This window comes from Haloarcula quadrata, assembly GCF_003634715.1.
GTDB lineage: Archaea > Halobacteriota > Halobacteria > Halobacteriales > Haloarculaceae > Haloarcula > Haloarcula marismortui.
In genome coordinates this window covers 2,047,932-2,066,229 of the sequence record NZ_RBWW01000001.1, presented here as the reverse complement: position 1 = coordinate 2,066,229, position 18,298 = coordinate 2,047,932, and the positions used below count along the sequence as shown (strand labels likewise).

17 protein-coding genes and 2 pseudogenes are annotated in these 18,298 nt (G+C 60.8%); 13 read left to right on the top strand and 6 right to left on the bottom strand.

The window, feature by feature from the left end; translation table 11 throughout:
• Window positions 1–56: 56 nt before the first annotated feature.
• Both BDK61_RS10510 and BDK61_RS10505 read left to right on the top strand, forming a co-directional pair.
• A complete protein-coding gene (locus BDK61_RS10510) occupies window positions 57–1,190 on the top strand; it encodes a double zinc ribbon domain-containing protein (protein ID WP_121303204.1) in 1,134 nt (377 codons plus the stop codon).
• Between the two features lie 40 nt (window positions 1,191–1,230).
• Window positions 1,231–2,502, top strand: coding sequence for a zinc-ribbon domain-containing protein (locus BDK61_RS10505; RefSeq protein WP_121303203.1), 1,272 nt, complete (start codon window positions 1,231–1,233; stop codon window positions 2,500–2,502).
• Window positions 2,503–2,507: 5 nt separating this feature from the next.
• On the opposite strand, the gene BDK61_RS10500 is transcribed toward BDK61_RS10505, so the two are convergent.
• From BDK61_RS10500 to BDK61_RS10485, 4 genes are read right to left on the bottom strand one after another with little or no spacing between them, the layout of a single operon-like run.
• A complete protein-coding gene (locus tag BDK61_RS10500) occupies window positions 2,508–3,056 on the bottom strand; it encodes a hypothetical protein (RefSeq protein ID WP_121303202.1) in 549 nt (182 codons plus the stop codon).
• Between the two features lie 23 nt (window positions 3,057–3,079).
• A complete protein-coding gene (locus BDK61_RS10495; protein ID WP_004960863.1) occupies window positions 3,080–4,768 on the bottom strand; it encodes a b(o/a)3-type cytochrome-c oxidase subunit 1 in 1,689 nt (562 codons plus the stop codon).
• The gene (locus BDK61_RS10490) at window positions 4,768–5,340 is read right to left on the bottom strand and encodes a cytochrome c oxidase subunit II (protein WP_004960864.1); all 573 of its coding nucleotides are present in this window, start codon (window positions 5,338–5,340) and stop codon (window positions 4,768–4,770) included. Before BDK61_RS10490 ends, BDK61_RS10495 begins: the two co-directional genes overlap by 1 nt.
• A gap of 4 nt (window positions 5,341–5,344) precedes the next feature.
• Window positions 5,345–6,574, bottom strand: coding sequence for a halocyanin domain-containing protein (locus BDK61_RS10485; RefSeq protein ID WP_121303201.1), 1,230 nt, complete (start codon window positions 6,572–6,574; stop codon window positions 5,345–5,347).
• Window positions 6,575–6,741: 167 nt separating this feature from the next.
• On the opposite strand from BDK61_RS10485, the gene BDK61_RS23405 reads away from it, so the two are divergent.
• The 6 genes from BDK61_RS23405 (at window position 6,742) to BDK61_RS10465 (ending at window position 11,782) form a co-directional block, all read left to right on the top strand.
• Window positions 6,742–6,918, top strand: coding sequence for a hypothetical protein (locus tag BDK61_RS23405; protein WP_004960872.1), 177 nt, complete (start codon window positions 6,742–6,744; stop codon window positions 6,916–6,918).
• Window position 6,919: 1 nt separating this feature from the next.
• Window positions 6,920–7,693, top strand: coding sequence for a sulfite exporter TauE/SafE family protein (locus tag BDK61_RS10480; protein ID WP_004960875.1), 774 nt, complete (start codon window positions 6,920–6,922; stop codon window positions 7,691–7,693).
• On the top strand, window positions 7,690–10,071 hold the full coding sequence (locus BDK61_RS10475) for a heavy metal translocating P-type ATPase (protein WP_121303200.1): 2,382 nt from the start codon (window positions 7,690–7,692) through the stop codon (window positions 10,069–10,071). Before BDK61_RS10480 ends, BDK61_RS10475 begins: the two co-directional genes overlap by 4 nt.
• A gap of 129 nt (window positions 10,072–10,200) precedes the next feature.
• A complete protein-coding gene (locus BDK61_RS23400) occupies window positions 10,201–10,371 on the top strand; it encodes a hypothetical protein (RefSeq protein WP_167467374.1) in 171 nt (56 codons plus the stop codon).
• A gap of 355 nt (window positions 10,372–10,726) precedes the next feature.
• On the top strand, window positions 10,727–11,038 hold the full coding sequence (locus BDK61_RS10470; protein WP_121303199.1) for a hypothetical protein: 312 nt from the start codon (window positions 10,727–10,729) through the stop codon (window positions 11,036–11,038).
• A gap of 279 nt (window positions 11,039–11,317) precedes the next feature.
• Window positions 11,318–11,782 carry an SRPBCC family protein gene (locus tag BDK61_RS10465; protein WP_121303198.1) on the top strand — a complete coding sequence of 155 codons (465 nt, stop codon included), beginning with the start codon at window positions 11,318–11,320 and terminating at the stop codon, window positions 11,780–11,782.
• Between the two features lie 5 nt (window positions 11,783–11,787).
• On the opposite strand, the pseudogene BDK61_RS10460 reads toward BDK61_RS10465, so the two are convergent.
• Window positions 11,788–13,341 (bottom strand): annotated as a pseudogene (locus BDK61_RS10460) (MutS-related protein); the annotation flags it as partial.
• A 117-nt stretch (window positions 13,342–13,458) separates the two neighbouring features.
• Here BDK61_RS10460 and BDK61_RS10455 point away from each other — a divergent pair.
• From BDK61_RS10455 to BDK61_RS10435, 5 genes are all read left to right on the top strand, one after another.
• Window positions 13,459–13,989, top strand: a complete 531-nt coding sequence (locus tag BDK61_RS10455) for a hypothetical protein (protein ID WP_121303197.1) — start codon at window positions 13,459–13,461, stop codon at window positions 13,987–13,989.
• Window positions 13,990–14,961 carry a tyrosine-type recombinase/integrase gene (locus BDK61_RS10450; protein WP_121303196.1) on the top strand — a complete coding sequence of 324 codons (972 nt, stop codon included), beginning with the start codon at window positions 13,990–13,992 and terminating at the stop codon, window positions 14,959–14,961. It begins immediately after the preceding gene.
• A 515-nt stretch (window positions 14,962–15,476) separates the two neighbouring features.
• Window positions 15,477–15,644 (top strand): hypothetical protein, encoded by a 168-nt coding sequence (locus BDK61_RS23395; protein ID WP_167467373.1) that lies wholly within the window; start codon window positions 15,477–15,479, stop codon window positions 15,642–15,644.
• 254 nt (window positions 15,645–15,898) lie between these two features.
• Window positions 15,899–16,156 carry a hypothetical protein gene (locus BDK61_RS10440; RefSeq protein WP_121303194.1) on the top strand — a complete coding sequence of 86 codons (258 nt, stop codon included), beginning with the start codon at window positions 15,899–15,901 and terminating at the stop codon, window positions 16,154–16,156.
• Window position 16,157: 1 nt separating this feature from the next.
• Window positions 16,158–16,838, top strand: a complete 681-nt coding sequence (locus BDK61_RS10435; RefSeq protein WP_121303193.1) for a hypothetical protein — start codon at window positions 16,158–16,160, stop codon at window positions 16,836–16,838.
• Between the two features lie 1,230 nt (window positions 16,839–18,068).
• On the opposite strand, the pseudogene BDK61_RS10430 reads toward BDK61_RS10435, so the two are convergent.
• Window positions 18,069–18,284, bottom strand: a pseudogene (locus tag BDK61_RS10430) (DNA mismatch repair protein); the annotation flags it as partial.
• Window positions 18,285–18,298 lie beyond the last annotated feature (14 nt).

Here is an 18,298-nt window from a genome sequence, read left to right as displayed (position 1 = left end):
AAAGTTTCGTGGGACAAGTATTTTATTTCTCGACTTTGTAGGACCTAACGAAATCCATGCCTGAATCCGACCGCACGGTAAAATGCCCCATATGCGACGAGGACTTTGATCCGACAGTCGCGGGCGGATGGTGCACAAACCCGGACTGTGGTGAGTGGAAACACACCGACGAAAGCGCTGCTGATTTTGAGACTGACGATGGGGTGCCGGACGACGCTGACCTGATACCGGAAGGCACGGACGAGGCGGACCCGATGGATGGCCGGTCGGTGGCGGCTAGCGGCGAAGCCGACACCCCGGGCGGGAACACTGTCGACGATGATAGCGACGACGAAGCATCGGCGGATGCGGCCTCGGACACTGGGGCACCCGAGGCCGAAGACGAGACGGTGGGGACGACGGAGACGCCGACGGAACACGAAATGGAAGCCGACACTGAGGCCGAGCCGAACACCGAGAGAGAACACAACGAGGCCGACGACACGCCGGATCAGCCAAGCAGTGACTCCGATGGGGACGACGAGATATTCGACGAAACTCAGGAGGCAGATGACGATTCGGCAACGATTACCTGTCCGGACTGTGACCGCGAACTCGACGCCGACGCGAATTTCTGTGTCGCTTGCGGTGCCGACGTACAGGACATTACACCGGGGGACGACGGGTCGCTTGACGCGTGCCCGTCCTGTGACACCGCTGTCGACGACGACGCCAGTTTCTGTGTCAACTGTGGAGAGGATTTAGACGCACATCGTGGCGGGCGTGACACGTCGACGGCTGATTCGACAGCAGGGTCGGCAACTGCCGCCGAGACAGAGAGTGAGTCAGCAGCTACGGGTAACGCCGTCGACACACTCGCGTCACAGTCCACCGATGACGCAACCGTACCGGACAAACTCGTCCTCTCGGTCGAGGGTCGAGACATCACTGTTGAGGACGGGGACCGCATCGGCCGGGAGATCCGGGCGGCGCTACTGGACGCCGGGCGACCGGAAGACGAAGCGGTTCGAATCCACCGCGAACACGTCCGGTTCGACCGCCAGTCGGAAGGATACTATCTGGTCGACCTCGGGGACAACCCGACGCGGCTGAACGAGACCCAGTTGCAGAAAGGCGACCGGGAACCGATCCAACCGGGCGATGAACTCGAACTGTCAGGTGTTGTGACGATGACGATTCGGGCGGCGTGACCACCCACAATTAAGCGGTCGGTCGGAAAATATCAGGCTGATGGAGCGTGGTCGACTGGGGTTGGAACTCCGCGAGTCCGCTGCACTACTGCGAACTGAAACCTGGCTGTTTGTGGGTGTCGGTCTGGCATGGCTCGTCTACGGTGGCTGGGTGCTTGCGACGGGGCTGCTGTTGGCGCAGTTCTCGGGACTCGAACAAACTGTTCTTGTGACACTTGCTGGCCGAACTGTTTCGCTACGTACTGTGCTTGCCGGCGGTCTCTGGCTCATCGGTCCGTCACTGGCGACCGTCGTCCTCATTAACCGACGGCTCCGGAACAGGCACGGCAACCTTGCCGACGCGTATCGGCTGGACCACCCGAGTGTGTTGCTCGCTATCCCCGGCAGTGTGCTCCTTAGCTGCCTGCTGGTAAGTCTCATTCTCGGTCAGCGACGCCCGCTCACGGTGATTGCACTGTTCGGAACAGTGCATCTGGTCGTCCGGACCGTCGCGTACGGCCACCGCGTGTACACACTTTCGGTCCCCACATTCCTGTCGCTGCTGGTGTTTGTAAGCGCAGTCTCGCTTAGTACTGGGTGGCTGGTCCAGACGGTCACCGCACCAGGCGTATTGTCGGCGCTGTCCCCGTGGCTGACCCAGACTGGCATCAGTCCCGTGGTTGAAACAGCGCTCCAACTGACGGGTGTCCAGCCAGCACAGGCCACACCCCTGTTAGTTGCCGTCCCGGGTGTGCTGGCGAGTGCGTACCTCTTCTTCCAACTGCTCGCCGGGACCGTCGTCAGAATTCGCGCGCCGCTTTCGAACCCGCAGCGCCGTCCGGACCAGCGATTCCCGATTATGCCACCGGTCAGGACGGCGGAAAGCGGCACCGAGCGTCCAACTGCCGAGCGGGCTGTCAACGCTGAATCAGACTCTCGGGAACAGACTGGGGACAGGGCTGACACCGCAGATACTGGTAGCGACGAAGAGTCATCGGGACACACCGGGACCCGAGTGTTTTCGCCCGACGAGGTCCCGGCGGCGGAACCGCCCGCTCACGAATCGGCACCGGACAACGCGCAATCATCGGATAGCGGGGAAGAACCGGAAACGGCGGGTGACGACAGCGGGACAGACACTGATTCGGAGACAGCGGGGCCCGACGATACGAATAAGGCTGCTTCAGCAACCGACGAAGCGTGGATGGATGATACGTCCGTCTTCACGCCGGGCGGCCGGGACGCCGGGCAGTCGTACTGTAGCGAGTGCGGCGAGTCGCTGCCGCCCGACGCGGACACCTGTCCGTCCTGTGGCGACCCTGTCGACGGGTGAGGTGGTCAGCGGTTCGAAACGGGGATGTCGCCGAGCGCGACGGTGTACTGTGTCGACTGTACTGATTCCCCGTCTGGGTACACGAACACCGTTACAGCGACGGTGCCCGGGCGCTCACCGGGCGGGAGGAGCCACGACTTGGTCACGTCGTCAGTGTCCCCCACTGGTAGCTGTCCAGTGCTCGCGGTGTCCGCAACTGTCTCTCCGCTACGGGTGGTAACGCTGTCGAGACGAACCGCTGTGGGGTCTGACCCGGTGTTTGTCACGTTCACTGTGAGCGTGAACCGCCACCCCTCGTCTGCGGTGACGACAGACGCCGCATCGATGCGGGCTGAGACGTTGGCGGATTCCAGAATCGGGTCACCAATGCTGGCACCGGATTCGGCCGCTGTCGGCGTTTCAGGGACCGCCTCACCCCCAGTGTCTCCCATCAGGTGATGCCCCATCATACTCCCGAAGGTAACGACCTCAATGAGGATCGGCAAGCCGATTCCGACGATGATGAGGAGTCGTAACAGCGTCTTCTGCTCCGGACCGTCGACGTCTTCGAACATGATGAGAGAGTAATGAAGTGGTGTTAGACTGGGATTGGCGGGCTACCGGGCGCGAACAGTCCGTCAGCAACCATGCTGGCGAGTGGCGGCCCGTAGGCAATCACGATGAGCAGCAGGGCAATCGCCGTCCAGAGCTTGTAGTTGTCCAGAATGCGTGGGCTGTGGTTCGCGCCGGACAGCGGTTCTGGAATGTGGCCGTTGACCGATAGCGTCCCGCCACGGCGAGCGAGCAGGGTGTCGGCCATGACGATGAGGAACATCGCTGCGCCGACGAACAGGAGGAAGCCGCCGATGGCGATCTGAAGGCGCATTTCGCCGACCGTTCCGGCGACGCCCTCGAACGCGAACTCGTCGTACGTTGGTTCGGCAGTCCGTCGCGGGATGCCCGCGAGGCCAGCGCGGTGCATCGCGTTCGACATCACTGCCATGCCCACGAACCAGACGTACGGCTGAAGCGAAGCGAGGCCCCGCAGCTGGAGTTTCTTCCCCGTAATCTGTGGGACCAGCCAGTAGCTGATAGCCATCGCCGTCAGCGCGAACGCCGTCCCGACGGTGAGGTGGAAGTGGCCGGGCACCCAGATGGTGTTGTGGATGAGGTAGTTGATGTTCATCCCGGCGTTTATCATACCGGAGAAGCCGCCTGCTGCGAACATCAGGCCGGCGAGCATACAGCCGGCAAAGGCAGGCTTGCCCCACGGCAGATTCCGAAGCCAGGAGAGGTAGCCCTTTGCACCCCGCTGGCGAGCCCCGTGTTCAACAGAGGCGACCACGGTAAACGCGGTCAACAGCGAGGGCAACAGCAGGAACATCGTATTTGTCATCGCGATGAACTTGTACCCCGATGGAATCCCGGGGTCGGTGTACTGGTGGTGGAAGCCGACCGGGGTCGAGAGCAGCAGGAAGGCGACGAAGACCACACGGGCCAGCGGGTCACTGAACAGTCGCCCGCCAGCCAGCTTCGGCAGAATCGTGTACCAGACGAGGTACGCCGGCATGAGCCAGAAGTACACGACCGGGTGGCCGAAGTACCAGAACAGCGTCCGCGTCAGCAGTGGGTCGATGTTCTGGATCAGTCCGAGCGACCACGGAATGAGGAAAGCAACGACCTCGACGGCGACGCCGATGGTGGAGACGTACCACATCAGCATCGTCGTTACGACCATGAACGTCTGCAGCGGAATTCGCTCACCCGGGTTCTCAGACCGCCACTCCCACAGCGCCTTGAAGTACGCGAGGCCGGCGACCCACGAGCCGACGATAATGAGCGCGGCACCGATGTAGAACGCCGGGTGCGCCTTCATCGGGGCGTAGAAGGTAAACAGCACATCCGCTTTGAGGTCGTGACCCAGAATCGACGGCGCACCGACGAGACCGCCGATGATGGACACGGCCGCAAGCACTGTTCCCGTGAGCATTATCCAGAAGGCTGACCAGGCGATGCGGTGTGGCAACTCGCGTTCGAGGCTGTTAGCGACAGCCCACGTGAACAGCCCCGCGATGAAGAACGTGGTGAACACGAGCGCCAGCAAGACGCCGTGGCCCGTCAGGATCGTGTAGTAGTCCGCCGAACTGATGAACCCGCGGAACACGCCAGTGCGGTGAAGCGACTGGATGATGCCAAACAGCGCACCGATTCCAAGGGCGGCGAATGCCACAATGAACTCGCTACGGACGAGCTTCGACGTTTTCGGATAGGAGTCGACGAACACCATTACTGATCCGCCTCCTCCTGAGCCTGTGCATCATCCGCAGACTGGTCAATGTTCTCTTGTTGCATATCGTATTCCTCTGGCGGGACCACTTCGACGGAGCCACCCATCGTGTGATGGGCCGCCCCGCAGTATTCGTGGCAGATAAGCCCGTAGGTACCGGGTTCGTTGAACCGGGCCGAGACCTCAGAGACCTGTCCCGGGATGACCATCGTGTTGATGTTGGTTTCGACCACGGAGAAGCCGTGCACCACGTCTGCACTGGTCACCCTGAACGTTACGTTGGCACCTGCTGGCACCTGAACCGGATTGTCACCGCTTCCTGGAACGAACTGGAACTGCCGGGCGACGACGTACACGGTGTACTTATCTTCGCCCGTCTGAACGACACCGGGGTCGTCGAACTGAGTCCCAGTGTTACCGTTCTGTACCGCTTCCGCACTTATTTGTCCGCCCGAATCGTCGACCATTCCGACACCAACGCCGACCGAGCCGTACGCGATGGTCGCAATGAAACCGACGATGAGCAGTAGCGCTGCACCGAGCCAGACTTTTTCGAATCTATGGACCTGCATGCTATCACCCGATTATTGAGACACGGCCAAGGAACTCGACAAAGTACATGAACACCCACAGCAGGCCGATCAACACGAAGTAGAAGGCGACCAGCGCCGCTGTTCCCTTCGGGTCGTACTCGTCGTGGCCCAGCTCAACGGCCGGTTCAGTCTCTGCAGCCTCTTCAACCGGCTCCGGGCCGGTCGCCCGACGCAGTTCGCCACCTTCACCCATCTGTGGCGGCCGCCCGTTCTGGCGGCGTCGCATCGCAACGGCAAACAGCAGCGGCGAGAAGAACGCCAGCAGGACCGAGCCTGAGAGAAGCCACTGCGGGCCGGAGAGTTCGATACCGCTCCCCTCCTGTCCGCTTTCGCCCCCACTGCCGCCACCGCTACCATCGAGCGGGCCACCGACAACGACAGCGCCCTTCATCCCGAGCGATTCGTGGGGTGTACAGACGTATTTGTACACGCCCATTTCCTCGAAGGTATGGCTGTAGGTCGTGCCGGCTTCGCTGACCGCGCCCCCGGAGTCAAGCGGCCCGTCGCCGTCAGAAACGACGTTGTGGCCGCCGCCTTCACCGGTCCAGGACCACGTCACTTCGGTTCCGGGTGTGACCCGAACCGCTGGCGGGTCGAAGGCGAACGCGCCGTTGTTGCCCTGTGCGCCGACCGATATCTCGACGCTGTCAGCGTCGGTCCTGTCGACGGTCGTTCCGTCGTAGTTCGAGACGTTGTCGAACCAGCCGCCGTAATCCGGGTTCTCGGGTGGGCCTTGCTGCTGTTGCCCGCCGGAGCTGCCGTCACCGGAGCCACCGGACCGGACGACGACAGCGCCCTTCATTCCAAGTGTTTCGTGGGGGACACAGACGTACTTGAACATCCCCTCCGACTCGAAGGTGTGGCTGTAGGTCGTTCCGGCCTCGCTGACCGGGCTTCCGGAATTGAGCGGCCCGTCGCCGTCAGAGACGACGTTGTGACCGCCGCCTTCACCGTTCCATTCCCAGACAACCTCTGTGCCTGGGCTGACCATCACGGCGGGCGGGTCGAAGGCGAACGCGCCGTTGTTACCCTGCGCGCCGACGGTGATTGTCACGGTGTCCTGGCCTCGCTTGTCGACGGTCCCGTCGTAGTTCGAAACGTCGTCGAACCAGCCGCCGTAGTCCGGTTCCTCCTGTGCTGTCGCCGTGCCGGTCGCGGCTAGCGCCGCTGTCCCGGCTGCGGCACCGACGAACTGTCGCCGACTCAGCGCCATTGTCGCACCCCCACCGCGTCGTGCGAATCTGGCAGCTGGCTGCTTCTAGCTTCGTGCCGTACCATATCTGGGAGAATAGCAGATTACCTAAAAAAACCCCAGATGGTGTTTTCAGTCGTCAGGAACGACCCATTTCTTTTTATATCCCCTCTAACGTACGGCCAGATATGTCTGCGTCAAGCCCTCGGCTCGTAACGTTGCTGGCGCTGCTCGGACTCGCGCCGGTCGCGTACTATATGCAGGGAACCGGCCGCACCATCGTCGCGCTTTCGCTGATCAGCGTCGTCATCATTGCCGGTAGTCTGTTCCTGATGACAAAACCGACAGAGTCGAGTCCCGCCTGATATGCAGTTCGGGACGGCGGGGCTGAGTTCCGGTGAGACAGCCGGCCTCGCGGCGTTCGTCGGGCTTGGGCTCGTCGGGAGCGTCCATTGTCTCGGGATGTGCGGACCGTTAGTCACCACCTACGCCGATAGACTTGACGACGGCGGGCCAGTATCAAGCCACGAAATACGCCAGCATGCGCTGTTCAACGCCGGACGGACGCTGAGCTACGCGCTCGTCGGGACAGTGCTTGGCGCTGCCGGAAGTGTGCTGTACGACGTCGCCGGCCTTGCGCGCCTCGGGACCGCTGTCCGGGGGGCCGTCGGGGTGTTCGTCGGCCTCGCTATCATCACCGTGGGGCTGGGGTATCTCTCCCGTGGCCGCGCCGTCGATGTGGCCCGGTCGCTACCGCTGGTCGGGGACCTGTTCCAGCGACTCTCCGCGTCGCTCGTCGCCAGAGTCGACCGGTGGGTCGACGGCCCGGGGATGGTCGCACTGGGCGCGATGCACGGCTTGCTCCCCTGTCCGCTGCTCTACCCGGCGTTCCTCTACGCGTTTGCGACCGGCTCTGCGTTCACCGGCGGGCTCTCGCTGGCCGCGCTTGGCCTCGGGACGTTTCCGCTGGTGTTCGCCTACGGGACCGCCTTTGGCACGCTGTCGCCGGGCCACCGCGCGACGTTGCACCGGGCACTTGGTATCGTCTTCATCGCGCTCGCGCTCGTCCCGCTGTCGAACGGACTGGCGGCGTTTGGTATTGCTATCCCGAAACCACCCCTGCCGATGCCCTGGACATGACTCACTGCACGCTCTGTGACCTGCCGGTCGATGCGCCAGTCACCGACGACGCGGTCGAGGGGACGTTCTGCTGTCGCGGCTGTCTGGAAGTCGCACGGACGCTCGACGACCCGGCGAGGGAGACCCGCGACGCCGCCGACACTGGCCCCGATCCGGACGACGCCGACGGCGAGACGGCTTTCGTTTCTGTCGACGGGATGCACTGTGCGACCTGCGAGACGTTCCTCGAAGCGCGGGCCACAGACCACGACGGGGTTGCTGCCGCGGCCGCCAGCTACCCGACGGGGACGATGAAACTCACCTACGACGCTGATGCGCTCTCGGAGTCGGACCTCACCGAGGTAGTGGCCGGCACCGGCTACGACGCCAGCCTGCAGGCCACGGAAACCGACGACGAGTACGAACTGGAGGGGCGTCTCATCGTCGGCGGCTTCTTCGGGATGATGACGATGCTGTGGTACATCCTCTTTCTCTACCCGGCCTATCTCGGCGTCGATTCGTCCCTGTTGCTGTTCGACCCCTCAGGGCAGGCGGGGGACTACCTGCTGTGGAACATGGCCGTGATGACCGGTGTTGTGGTCGGGTACACCGGGTGGCCGTTGCTTCGCGGGGCCTACGTCAGCCTCCGGGCCGGCCGGCCGAACATGGACCTGCTGGTGGCGATGGCTGCCGTGACCGCTTTCCTGTACAGCGTCGTCGCCGTCATTTTGGGACATACAGAGGTGTACTTCGACGTGGCGACGGTCATCGTGATGGCCGTCTCGGTCGGCGACTACTATCAGGACCGGGTCCGGCGACGCGCGCTGGACCGGCTCACGGAGTTCACCACACAGCGGGCCGATAGCGCTCGACGGCGCACCGATGGGGGCCACGAGGAGGTCGACGTGGGGTCGCTGTCGGCCGGTGACGAAGTCGTCGTCCGCTCCGGCGAGCGAATTCCCGTTGACGGGTCTGTACTTGAGGGGACTGCTGCTGTCGACGAGTCACTCGTCACCGGCGAGTCGCTGGCTGTCCGGAAGACGGACGGCGACGAGGTCATCGGGGGGTCGCTGGTCACGCAGGGCGGCGTCGTCGTGCGGGTCGGGCCAGACGCCGAGAGCACCGTCGACCGGCTGACGAACCTCCTGTGGGAAGTCCAGAGCACGCGCGGCGGCGTTCAGCGGCTGGTCGACCGCATCGCCGCCGTCTTCGTCCCGCTGGTGGTCGTTCTCGCTGTGCTCGCCACCGGTGGGCATCTCGTCACTGGCGCAACGCTGACCGACGCGATGCTGACCGGGCTGGCGGTGCTCGTGGTCTCCTGTCCCTGTGCGCTGGGGCTGGCGACGCCGCTTGCGACCGCGGCCGGCATCCGCCGGGCGCTGGACGGCGGCACCGTCGTCACCGGCGACGCAGTGTTCGAGACGGCGACCGACGCGGACGTGGTCGCCTTCGACAAGACGGGCACACTGACGACCGGCGAGATGGAACTGCTGGAGCGGGCCGACGAGGGGGCGATGGCTCGGGCGGCTGCAGTCGAGCAGTTCGCGGAGCATCCCGTCGCCAAGGCTGTGACGGACGCCGTGCCGGTCCCGGACGCGGATGTCTCCGGGTTCGAGCAACATCCGGGGCAGGGCGTCAGTGCGACGGTTGAGGGGGACCACGTCGTCGTTGGGACGCAAGCACTGTTCGACGACCTCGGGTTCGACGTGCCCGCCAACCTCCGGAGCCGGTGTGAACGCGCGACCGAGAACGGGCGTGTCCCGGCGCTCGTCGGCTGGGACGGCGAAGCGCGAGACGTACTTGTTGCAGGCGACAGGCTCCGCTCGCACTGGGAGTCAGTTGTCTCGGCGCTTGCTCGCGACCGCGACGTGGTTGTCATTACTGGCGACCGGCCCGAAGCCGCCACTCCGTTCGAGCGCCACGACGGCGTCGACGAGGTGTTCGCTGGGGTGCCGCCCGAGGCGAAAGCCGAAGTCGTCGAGCGACTACAGTCCCGCGGAACCGTCGCGATGGTCGGCGACGGGAGCAACGACGCCCCGGCGCTGGCTGCCGCCGACGTTGGTATCGCTATGGCGTCGGGCACGTCACTGGCCGCTGATGCGGCTGATGCGGTCGTAACGACGGACGACCTGCGAGCCGTCCCTGACGTGTTCTCGGTGACAGCCGCAACCCGGACGCGGGTCCGCCAGAACCTCGCGTGGGCGTTCTGTTACAACGCCGTGGCGCTCCCGCTCGCGCTGCTTGGCGTCCTGAACCCGCTGTTTGCGGCCCTGGCGATGACGGCCAGCAGTCTGCTCGTCGTGGGGAACTCCACGCGGACGCTGGCAGGCACGGCCTCACACGGCGATACGAGTGCCGATGGACCGACTCCGCCACAGCAACCAGCAGCGGCCGACTGACACCGTGCCGTCGGTTGCTGTCTTGCCAGCGACCGCCGAATGGTTGTTATTTGGTATCATGTCTGAAACAGATTTAATATATCACCGATTCTGGTCGTATATACGTCGCTTTCACCGACGTGGTGACCCATGACCTACGCAATTCCCGTTCCCGCGCCAACGTCGTTCGCTCGCTGGCTGTACAGCGGGCGGTCGGCCATCGAACGTAGCCTCGACGCTACGGTCGAGTATGCATCCCTTATCAGGGAACGGGTCGCCGCGGACACCCGCTCGGTGAAGATTCCGCCCGTGGCACCATAGACTGGTTCGCCGCCGTGGGACCGGCGTCCCACTCACGGACGCCGCACTGCGGTGGGGATTCGATTTGGCTCACTGTCGAGCGGCGGGGCTCTACTCCCCGCGCGGCTGCTCCGTCTGAGAGGCCTGCACCGCCCAGTGTGGTCTGTCGGCGTGTCGCCACTCGGCCCTGAGCCTGCACTGTATCGTGTCGCTCTCTCGCTGTCCAGCCCTCGGGTTCCCCATCGTCCTGGTGTGGGAATCCCCTACCGGCCGCTCCGCGCCGGACGTACGCGCCCGCCACCCGCGCAGTCCCCGACCGACGCGACTCGACTGGTGAGTGCCCTTTCGGCCCGGTTCGACTCCGGCCGTCGGCGTTATGTCGCTGCAGGCGACTCCCCCGACCGAGGTATCGGCCGACGTATCACTGCGCGTTCCGCGTGGCGGGTCCGAGACCCTCGAAGCCGGTGTCGCCGGCGTCCTTGCGGCCGTCGACGGCGTCGAAGACGTGGCCGTTGACCGTGTGACAAGCGTGCGTCCCACTTGGACCGACATCCGGGTCGACGCCGATGTGTCGCTGACACTGCGGGTCGACGCCGACCGGAACACCGCGGACGGTCGCACCGAACTCCTCCAAGAAGGGTTCGGCGTGATGGCAGTCAACTGCGTCGACGTGACCGGTGACGCGTAAGCGCAGCCCTCCACTCTCTCCCGTCTTCCCGAATATCCCAACCGGACCCGGGCTCTCGCCCGGCGCAGGTTCGAGTCCTGCCGGGAAGTCCACACCCATGCATCGAATATATCTCGCCACTGTCATCGACAGGCGGCGACGCGACTCGAAGAGCAGAGCACAGTCACGCCGCACCCGGCGGCTGTAGCCGCCGGGACCGGTCGCAGTCGTCCGTATCCGGACTAGTCTGCTGGCCTGTGTGGCCGAGCCTGTAAGATACTGGAGCGCGAACTGCCACATATGACGGTCCACACCACCGACGACCGCTGGCTCGATGCGCCAGTCGAGACGGTCTTTACGTTCATGGACGAACCGTCGAATCAGGCGGCCGTCACGCCAAGTTTGTCCCGCGCCGAGCGCATCGAGCGGCTGCCGAACAGTGGGAATCGCGCCGCCTACGAGTACAGGATGTTCGGACTCACTTTTAATGGCGAGGTCCGAGCATCGACGTACGAGCCGCCCGAACGAATCGTCTACGACATGGACGGCGACCTGACGGGGCGGATCGACTGGCGGTTCGAACCGGAACGCGGGGGCACGCGACTCACGTATACGGCCGACTACGATGTTCCGGGGCCGCTCCCGGAGTTCCTCCTCGCGCCGCTCATCCGCTGGTACAACCGTCGAGAAGTTCGGCAGTTGCTTGACAACGTCGCCGAGGCAGTCGAAGGGGAGGAGCGGGCTGTCGCCAGTTCGCTGTCGTAACCGCGCTACTCGTCGGTCCAGAGCGCGTCCGAAAGCGTCCGCTGGACCGCTTCCTCACCGACGGCTGTGGCAAGCGTCTCGAACCCGCTGCGCTCGACCGGGTCGCTCGCGTTCGCGACCAGTCGGGAGACGATGAACTCCGGCGTGGATTTCCCGACGGTCCCAAAGCGAGGTTGATAATCGACCTGCAGGTCGAGGTCCTGATTCAGCCCTTCGGCGAAGATGCCGTCGACACGGGCCTCGATGGGCAGCGGTTCGAGATCGTCCGCGAGGTGGGTGACGAACACGCCCAAGGCGTCGCGGTCGACAGTCAGCGTCACGAGTCCGTGGAGGAGGTCGGCGGCGGAGCCGGGTTCGGTGATGGCCTCGAACTCGTCGACGAGCATCAGTGTCCGGTCGCTCTCGGTCAGCGGCGGCACAACCGAGCGCAGCGTCGATTCGAGAACGCCGGCGTTGAACGACGCGTGCCGACGGTGGAACACGACCGTGCCGACGATGCCGACCTCGGCGGCCTCAGCGGGAACCGGAAGCCCCATCTGGGCCAGCAGTTGCACTTGACACAGCGTCTCCAGCAGGGTCGTCTTCCCGCCGGAGTTCGCGCCGGTCAGGACGGCCACCCGGTCGCCGCTGGGCGGCTGGTTCGCCCGGTCCAACTCTAGCGTGTGGTCGCCGATAGCGTAGGTGACCGGCTGGACACTCTCTACGTCCGCGATGGTGAGGTTCCGTGCTCGCTTCACCGCGATAGTTTTGCGGTCCTCGACAAAGCTGGGCCTTGTCAGGTCGAACGCGATGGCAAAGCGGGCGAGCGAGACAGAAAAGGCGATGTCGTCCACCGCCTTGACTGCGGCGTCGATGTCTTCACGGGCGTCCGCGAGGTCGTCTTCCAGCCGGTCGGCAACGGCTTCCTCTCGCTTCTGTACGTCGCTTCGTAGCGTGTTCCGGAGGTCTCGGAGAGCCACGTCGACGAAGTCCCGCGCGTCGGTCGCCTCACGGGGCATCGCATCCCGGACGCGGGCGGCGTCGATGCCCGTCTCGCTCGTGACATGACGGACGAGCGCGTCTTGGAACTCGTCGGGTCGCCGTGCGCCTTCTTGCACGGCTTCGACGACTTCCATCGATGCCGCTGCAAGGTCCTCTATCTGTCCGAGCTGGTCGCGCAGGCGGTCGAGTTCTTTATCGGCCCCTTCGCCGACGGACTCGCCGTCGCCCGCGAGCCCGGCGAGCGCCGCCCGTCCGGCCGTCAGCGACTCGCCGTCGAGGGCCGCTAGCGGTTCGAACACGCCGCTTTCAATGCCGGTGTCCCGGAGGGCGAGCGCCACGTCGACCGCGGCCAGTTCACCCCCGCCGGCGTCGTACTCCTCGAACGCGTCGAGAACGGCCCGCTGGTCCGACTCGGAGAGGTCAGCCCAGGTGTCCCGCGCTTCGAGCACGTCGTCCAGCCGCTCGGCCATCGCCTCGCGGGTCGGCAGCGGCGTCAGCACCCGGATGCTGTCCGCCGCATCCGCCGTGACCGCGTACTCCTCGGCGAGGTCGAGCAGTTCCTTGTACACGTCGCGGGTGTAGCTTAGCACCCGAAATAGAATGAAACAGTACTACCGATGATAGCCACGTATGAGGTCGTCAGTGGCTGTTAACAATGCATACAATTTATGGGGAAGTAACCACTGTTTTGCAATATGGCGACTGAAACCATTGCGTTTCGAGTAGAGGAAGAGCGAAAGAAAGAGTGGCGAAATGCGGTCGAAGGAACTGATGAGTATGATAGTGTGACACACCTTATCAAGAAGGCAGTCAGTCGTGAGCTATCAGATTCGTACGTGGGTGGCAGTGGCGGTGACGGTGGGTCGAACGTTGATGCAGAGGCCCTAACCGAGATAGTGGACCGTCTCGACTCAGTGGAATCGGAAATCAGCAACATGGACGAAACCGTCTCAAAGGCGACTGACGCCATGCTATCGGCAGAGTCAGCTATCAGTGAGGAAATTACCAGCGGTGTCTTTGAAGCCTTGCCACGCGGTCGAGATAACGCAGTGACGGCCAACGAGATAGCCAACAGAACAGGAATACCACCCGTGAAGGTCCGAACTGCCTTGCCACAGTTGGCAGAATCCAGTGGGGCGGTGAAACGTGTCGATATCGAAATGGTAGACGGTTGGGGTGAAGATAGGCGGGCAGAGGAAGATATTCTCTGGTATCGGGAGGCATAGATGTCTGAAACAAACCTCTGTGACGACTGCGTAGCGGTGATGGAACGTATCGAACAAACCAGTGGTTCGGCGCGGCAATACAACTCAGCCATACGGGTATTTAGTCGGTGGTTTGATGACTGCCCACTGACTGCGGATAACGTCGATATAGACGCTTATCTGCGACACCTAACCGATGATAGGGGCTATGCGTACGATACTGTTACAACCCATCGCAGTGGGCTTGTGCGGCTATTCAAGGCGGGACAGTTCCTTGCTGACGCTGACCGCCTTGCCGTCGACCTACCCGCTGAGAATCCAGCACAAAAGGTCGACACGAAGGCAGTGACGGACGGCAGTGGGACGAAAAAAGAAAGAGAACTGGATAGGCGGAAAGACCGTCACGCCTTGCCAAAGGCTGACGTAGAGGCCCTAATCGAAAATGTGCCGACACCGACCGTTCGTAACGAATTACTCTGCCGTCTCAGCTACCAGTGTATGCTGCGGCGTGGTGAGGTAGTGTCTCTGAAACAGTCTGATATCGACGGAAACGACCTAACCGTCCGTGCTGAGGTATCAAAAACTGGTGAGAGTCGGACAGTTCGGTTCAATGGCAAGGTCAAACGGCTTTTCGATATGTGGGCCGTCGATAGAGAGGCCAAATTCGGGGAAACTGAGTACCTATTCCCGTCCGACCATAGAGACGGTCATATCACCCCAGAGCGGCTTAATACCGTCGTGAAAATGGCGGCAAAAGACGCTGAGATACAGGATACTCTCTATACTACGGCTCACGGCCACGAACGGCAGAAAATCACTGCTCACACCCTACGCCATAGTGGGGCAGTCAGAAGGTGGGAAAATGATGTCGACCTACGGACACTACAGAAGGCGTTAGGACACAGCAAGGTGACGACCACTGAGCGCTATCTCGACGTATCGGACGACTCTGTGGGCGAGAAAATGCTATCGGGGTGGACGGACGACGACTAACCGAATTGGTCACAGCTTGGTAATCAATCACACCCACCTACATCTAACCGTGGGTGACCCTCACACAGCAAGGTTTCGTGCTATCGCACTCAGCGATAGACCGAACCCCGAATAGGGCTTCGCTCTAAAGGTGTAGAATCATTACATAGGGTGTGTAGAACCATTACATAGTGTTTCGAATGTATAGCTACAAATCGCCCTAACATAGATATATATTCACCCTTCCTAATCGCAATTCTGGCCTATATTCACACCATTTAGAGATAAAATATACCTTTCAGTTATGTTTTTACTAACGCGCATACGTGTAAGACATGGCGGTCCCAGAATATTAGTTAGTAACTTGCGGGAGAACATTCCGTTTCAACAACATAGCACACCATTGTACATATCTGTACATTGAATGGTGGTGAGTAGAGAACTGCCGTGTTAGGTGCTAAGCTGCTATCAAAAGCTCGTCAGTACGATTGAAGTGGGGATGTCTGGACGCTTGTCTGGACGGGAGAATATCAATCATGACTGAACACGAACCGCGTACGGCAGAAATGCGTATAAATGAGGCAGATAGGGATAAAATTCAGAGGGTTAGGGATGAAATATTCGACCCAGCTATGCCTATGGGTTTGGTTTGTCGACTTGCTTGCGAGGAAATGCTGTCTGACGAAAACGAGGTGCATTTCTAATGCAGTTTTGTACGGCCCACTTCCCGAAGGATACGAAACTTAAGCTACAGTCTGACCTGAAGGAATCTGAAATCGACCTTGTGAACGGGAATACAGTGTCTTTCAAACATCGGACAAGTGTCGAACAGTCTGAATGGGAGCATCGCACTAAGATGGATACACACGGTGGCCATGTCGCGGTCGACCTTCCACCCAACGCAGTTGTAATCGGTTTCGACGGTTCTGCCGTTCATTACTGCGTGGAGGTATAAACCATGCCACAGATTGCCACTCTGGATATCGAACTGGGACCGTTCGACGTGGTAGAAATTCCTGCTGATTCTCGCCGTGAATTTGATGTCGAAAACAAACGACTGCGGGCTTATTTCCGTGCCAACGATGAGACGAAAGAATACGTCTATGGCGAACAGACTGCCGATGAAAGCGGAGTTGTGGATGTAGCTGATGGCAGTATTGTTCTGGGAATCGACGGTAAGACGGTGTTCGTTCTAACGCCGAAGGAGGCCTACTAACATGGATTTCAACAGTGACACTATCGAAAATTGTAGAGAAAGAGACGGACGGGCAGATACAGAGCGGGAGGCAGAGATTGACGAGATTATTCAGACTGCCGAACTGGGACGGGGTGAGGGAGAACCACTGGCTGCCGATACGTACGCCGACTATCCACAGCGGGAAGAGCTAACCGACCCACAGCAGAAGGATTTCCTTGAATCGCTACTATCGCATGAACTGATTAATTCCATTGGAGACGCAGCGGAAGAATGTGCTGAGAACCCCACGGTCAAACAGCGGTGGAATCTCACACTGCGTAAGGCGATTGAGACATATGAACTGAATTTAGATAATTATTTTGGTGACTATCCAGAGAAAGTAAATCGCCTTGAATCTCTGCTGGGATTCATGCCAAGTGATGACATGATAGCACCGTCGAACGCACTGGTGGTATCTGAGCTATACGTGGCTGGCCTCAGCGTGGCAGAAATTACGGACGTTTTGTCGGACCACACCGTCGCAGATACACAGACGGTCGAAGACACTCTTAAGCGGTGTGGACTTATCAGCGGGGCAACTGCTGAGGAACAAATGTCAGCTTTTGAGGAACAGGACGGCAAGCTGGGCGGTACGTCGGTGGAAACTGAGACGGGCGAATCGGAAACCAGAGGCCTGACTGTCTCCACCAACGACTTTTAGACGTATCTCGACGTTTTAGTTTGCACTACACCGAATAGTGTCAACAAAAGAGTAATAGTGGCGAGCGGATATGGTGTAGCACCCCACGCCACTGGATGAACCGAACTGCAATGGAAGACCGAATGACAATGAACGACTGCCCACTTCGGATGAGTCCGACCACATGGACGGTGGAAACGATAAAGTCGCACAGCGCAGAGAGAGGAGCTTTCCTTCTCCTTTCTCCGCAGTAGACCGTACTGACAGGTTATGGGACGCTTGTCGGGACGGCAGAATGTTGGTCTATATTTTCTCACATAAAAAATTGAGTACTCAAAACGTGTCGGTGGGTCGCTATATATGGGATATCAAACTGATACGTTTTCCATTCAAATGCACCCCGCACCCCGATTTCCGTAGGGACCCATCCCGAACCTAATCTTGGTGTGCGGGGTTCGATTACTACTGAGCATATCGACTCTCCAAAGAAGTGCAACCCCATCTAATTCGCTCACATTCGGCGCACAGTAGATTCTTTGAAATTGTAAGTGGTTTTGGTCATACGGACCTTCAAATCGATTCAGCGCCGTCTCAGAGGCTGTGAGAAATAGGCGCGTTTACTTTGCGCAAAGGCTGGGTTGTCCTTTGGCCTCCCGAGCGGTGGCTGTGTTGATAACTACTAAGCATATCGACTCTCCAAAGAAGTGCAACCCCCTCTAATTCGCTCATATTTGGCGCACAGTAGATTCTTTGAGAATGCAAGGGGTTTCCATCGTCTTAGTTTGCCCCCCACCTTCAGCGTCCACTCAGCGGCCTTAGAATTGATAGCCACTTGTTCAGACCTGTCATGTTGGTATGTTGAAAGCTATATCCCCGTCGCTCTGCTGTCACTGCTGGCGAGAAATACGGGGGGAGCGCTCCGGTATTACCAACGTATAGTAGATACGTGGCTATGTATTATTTACACTGTAGTAGAACAGCAGTACTCACCCACCTATAATATATACATGTTGTTAATAATAACCGCCCAATGATATGCGCACACGTAATGCCCGCAAGGAAATCCGACTCCCGTCTTGCGATTAGCAATACCGTCGAACTGTGGCCCGCGTCGTGCCACACTGCATGGGTAGATTTCCGTGCCTATTGCTGTGGAATAATGCCCAATGTTTGCAGAGTTAACAGCCACATACTACCGATAGCACCGACGTACTGCCCGAAACGTCGATACAAAATACAGAATGTGGCCTACACGTCGCGGGTGTCTCTGGTGGCGAGCAGGTCTATCGACTCGGCCCCGGTCGCCCGCCGGAGGATGCGCGTCGCTCGCCCCCGAGAGAGGCCAGCCGTAGTTAGCGCTCGTGTATCCGCCGACTCGATGGCCTCGATGGCCCGCTCGACGCCTAGCTCCTCGGTGAGCAGTTCGGACGTCTTCGGGCCGATGCCCCAGTACTCCTCCAGTCGCATGCACGGGTGGAGAA

Excerpts from the sequence above, each read along its gene's own strand:
- BDK61_RS10510 (WP_121303204.1), top strand. The coding sequence starts at position 57 with ATGCCTGAATCCGACCGCACGGTAAAATGCCCCATATGCGACGAGGAC.
- BDK61_RS10505 (WP_121303203.1), top strand. The coding sequence starts at position 1,231 with ATGGAGCGTGGTCGACTGGGGTTGGAACTCCGCGAGTCCGCTGCACTA.
- BDK61_RS10500 (WP_121303202.1), bottom strand. The coding sequence starts at position 3,056 with ATGTTCGAAGACGTCGACGGTCCGGAGCAGAAGACGCTGTTACGACTC.
- BDK61_RS10495 (WP_004960863.1), bottom strand. The coding sequence starts at position 4,768 with ATGGTGTTCGTCGACTCCTATCCGAAAACGTCGAAGCTCGTCCGTAGC.
- BDK61_RS10490 (WP_004960864.1), bottom strand. The coding sequence starts at position 5,340 with ATGCAGGTCCATAGATTCGAAAAAGTCTGGCTCGGTGCAGCGCTACTG.
- BDK61_RS10485 (WP_121303201.1), bottom strand. The coding sequence starts at position 6,574 with ATGGCGCTGAGTCGGCGACAGTTCGTCGGTGCCGCAGCCGGGACAGCG.
- BDK61_RS23405 (WP_004960872.1), top strand. The coding sequence starts at position 6,742 with ATGTCTGCGTCAAGCCCTCGGCTCGTAACGTTGCTGGCGCTGCTCGGA.
- BDK61_RS10480 (WP_004960875.1), top strand. The coding sequence starts at position 6,920 with ATGCAGTTCGGGACGGCGGGGCTGAGTTCCGGTGAGACAGCCGGCCTC.
- BDK61_RS10475 (WP_121303200.1), top strand. The coding sequence starts at position 7,690 with ATGACTCACTGCACGCTCTGTGACCTGCCGGTCGATGCGCCAGTCACC.
- BDK61_RS23400 (WP_167467374.1), top strand. The coding sequence starts at position 10,201 with ATGACCTACGCAATTCCCGTTCCCGCGCCAACGTCGTTCGCTCGCTGG.
- BDK61_RS10470 (WP_121303199.1), top strand. The coding sequence starts at position 10,727 with ATGTCGCTGCAGGCGACTCCCCCGACCGAGGTATCGGCCGACGTATCA.
- BDK61_RS10465 (WP_121303198.1), top strand. The coding sequence starts at position 11,318 with ATGACGGTCCACACCACCGACGACCGCTGGCTCGATGCGCCAGTCGAG.
- BDK61_RS10455 (WP_121303197.1), top strand. The coding sequence starts at position 13,459 with ATGGCGACTGAAACCATTGCGTTTCGAGTAGAGGAAGAGCGAAAGAAA.
- BDK61_RS10450 (WP_121303196.1), top strand. The coding sequence starts at position 13,990 with ATGTCTGAAACAAACCTCTGTGACGACTGCGTAGCGGTGATGGAACGT.
- BDK61_RS23395 (WP_167467373.1), top strand. The coding sequence starts at position 15,477 with ATGACTGAACACGAACCGCGTACGGCAGAAATGCGTATAAATGAGGCA.
- BDK61_RS10440 (WP_121303194.1), top strand. The coding sequence starts at position 15,899 with ATGCCACAGATTGCCACTCTGGATATCGAACTGGGACCGTTCGACGTG.
- BDK61_RS10435 (WP_121303193.1), top strand. The coding sequence starts at position 16,158 with ATGGATTTCAACAGTGACACTATCGAAAATTGTAGAGAAAGAGACGGA.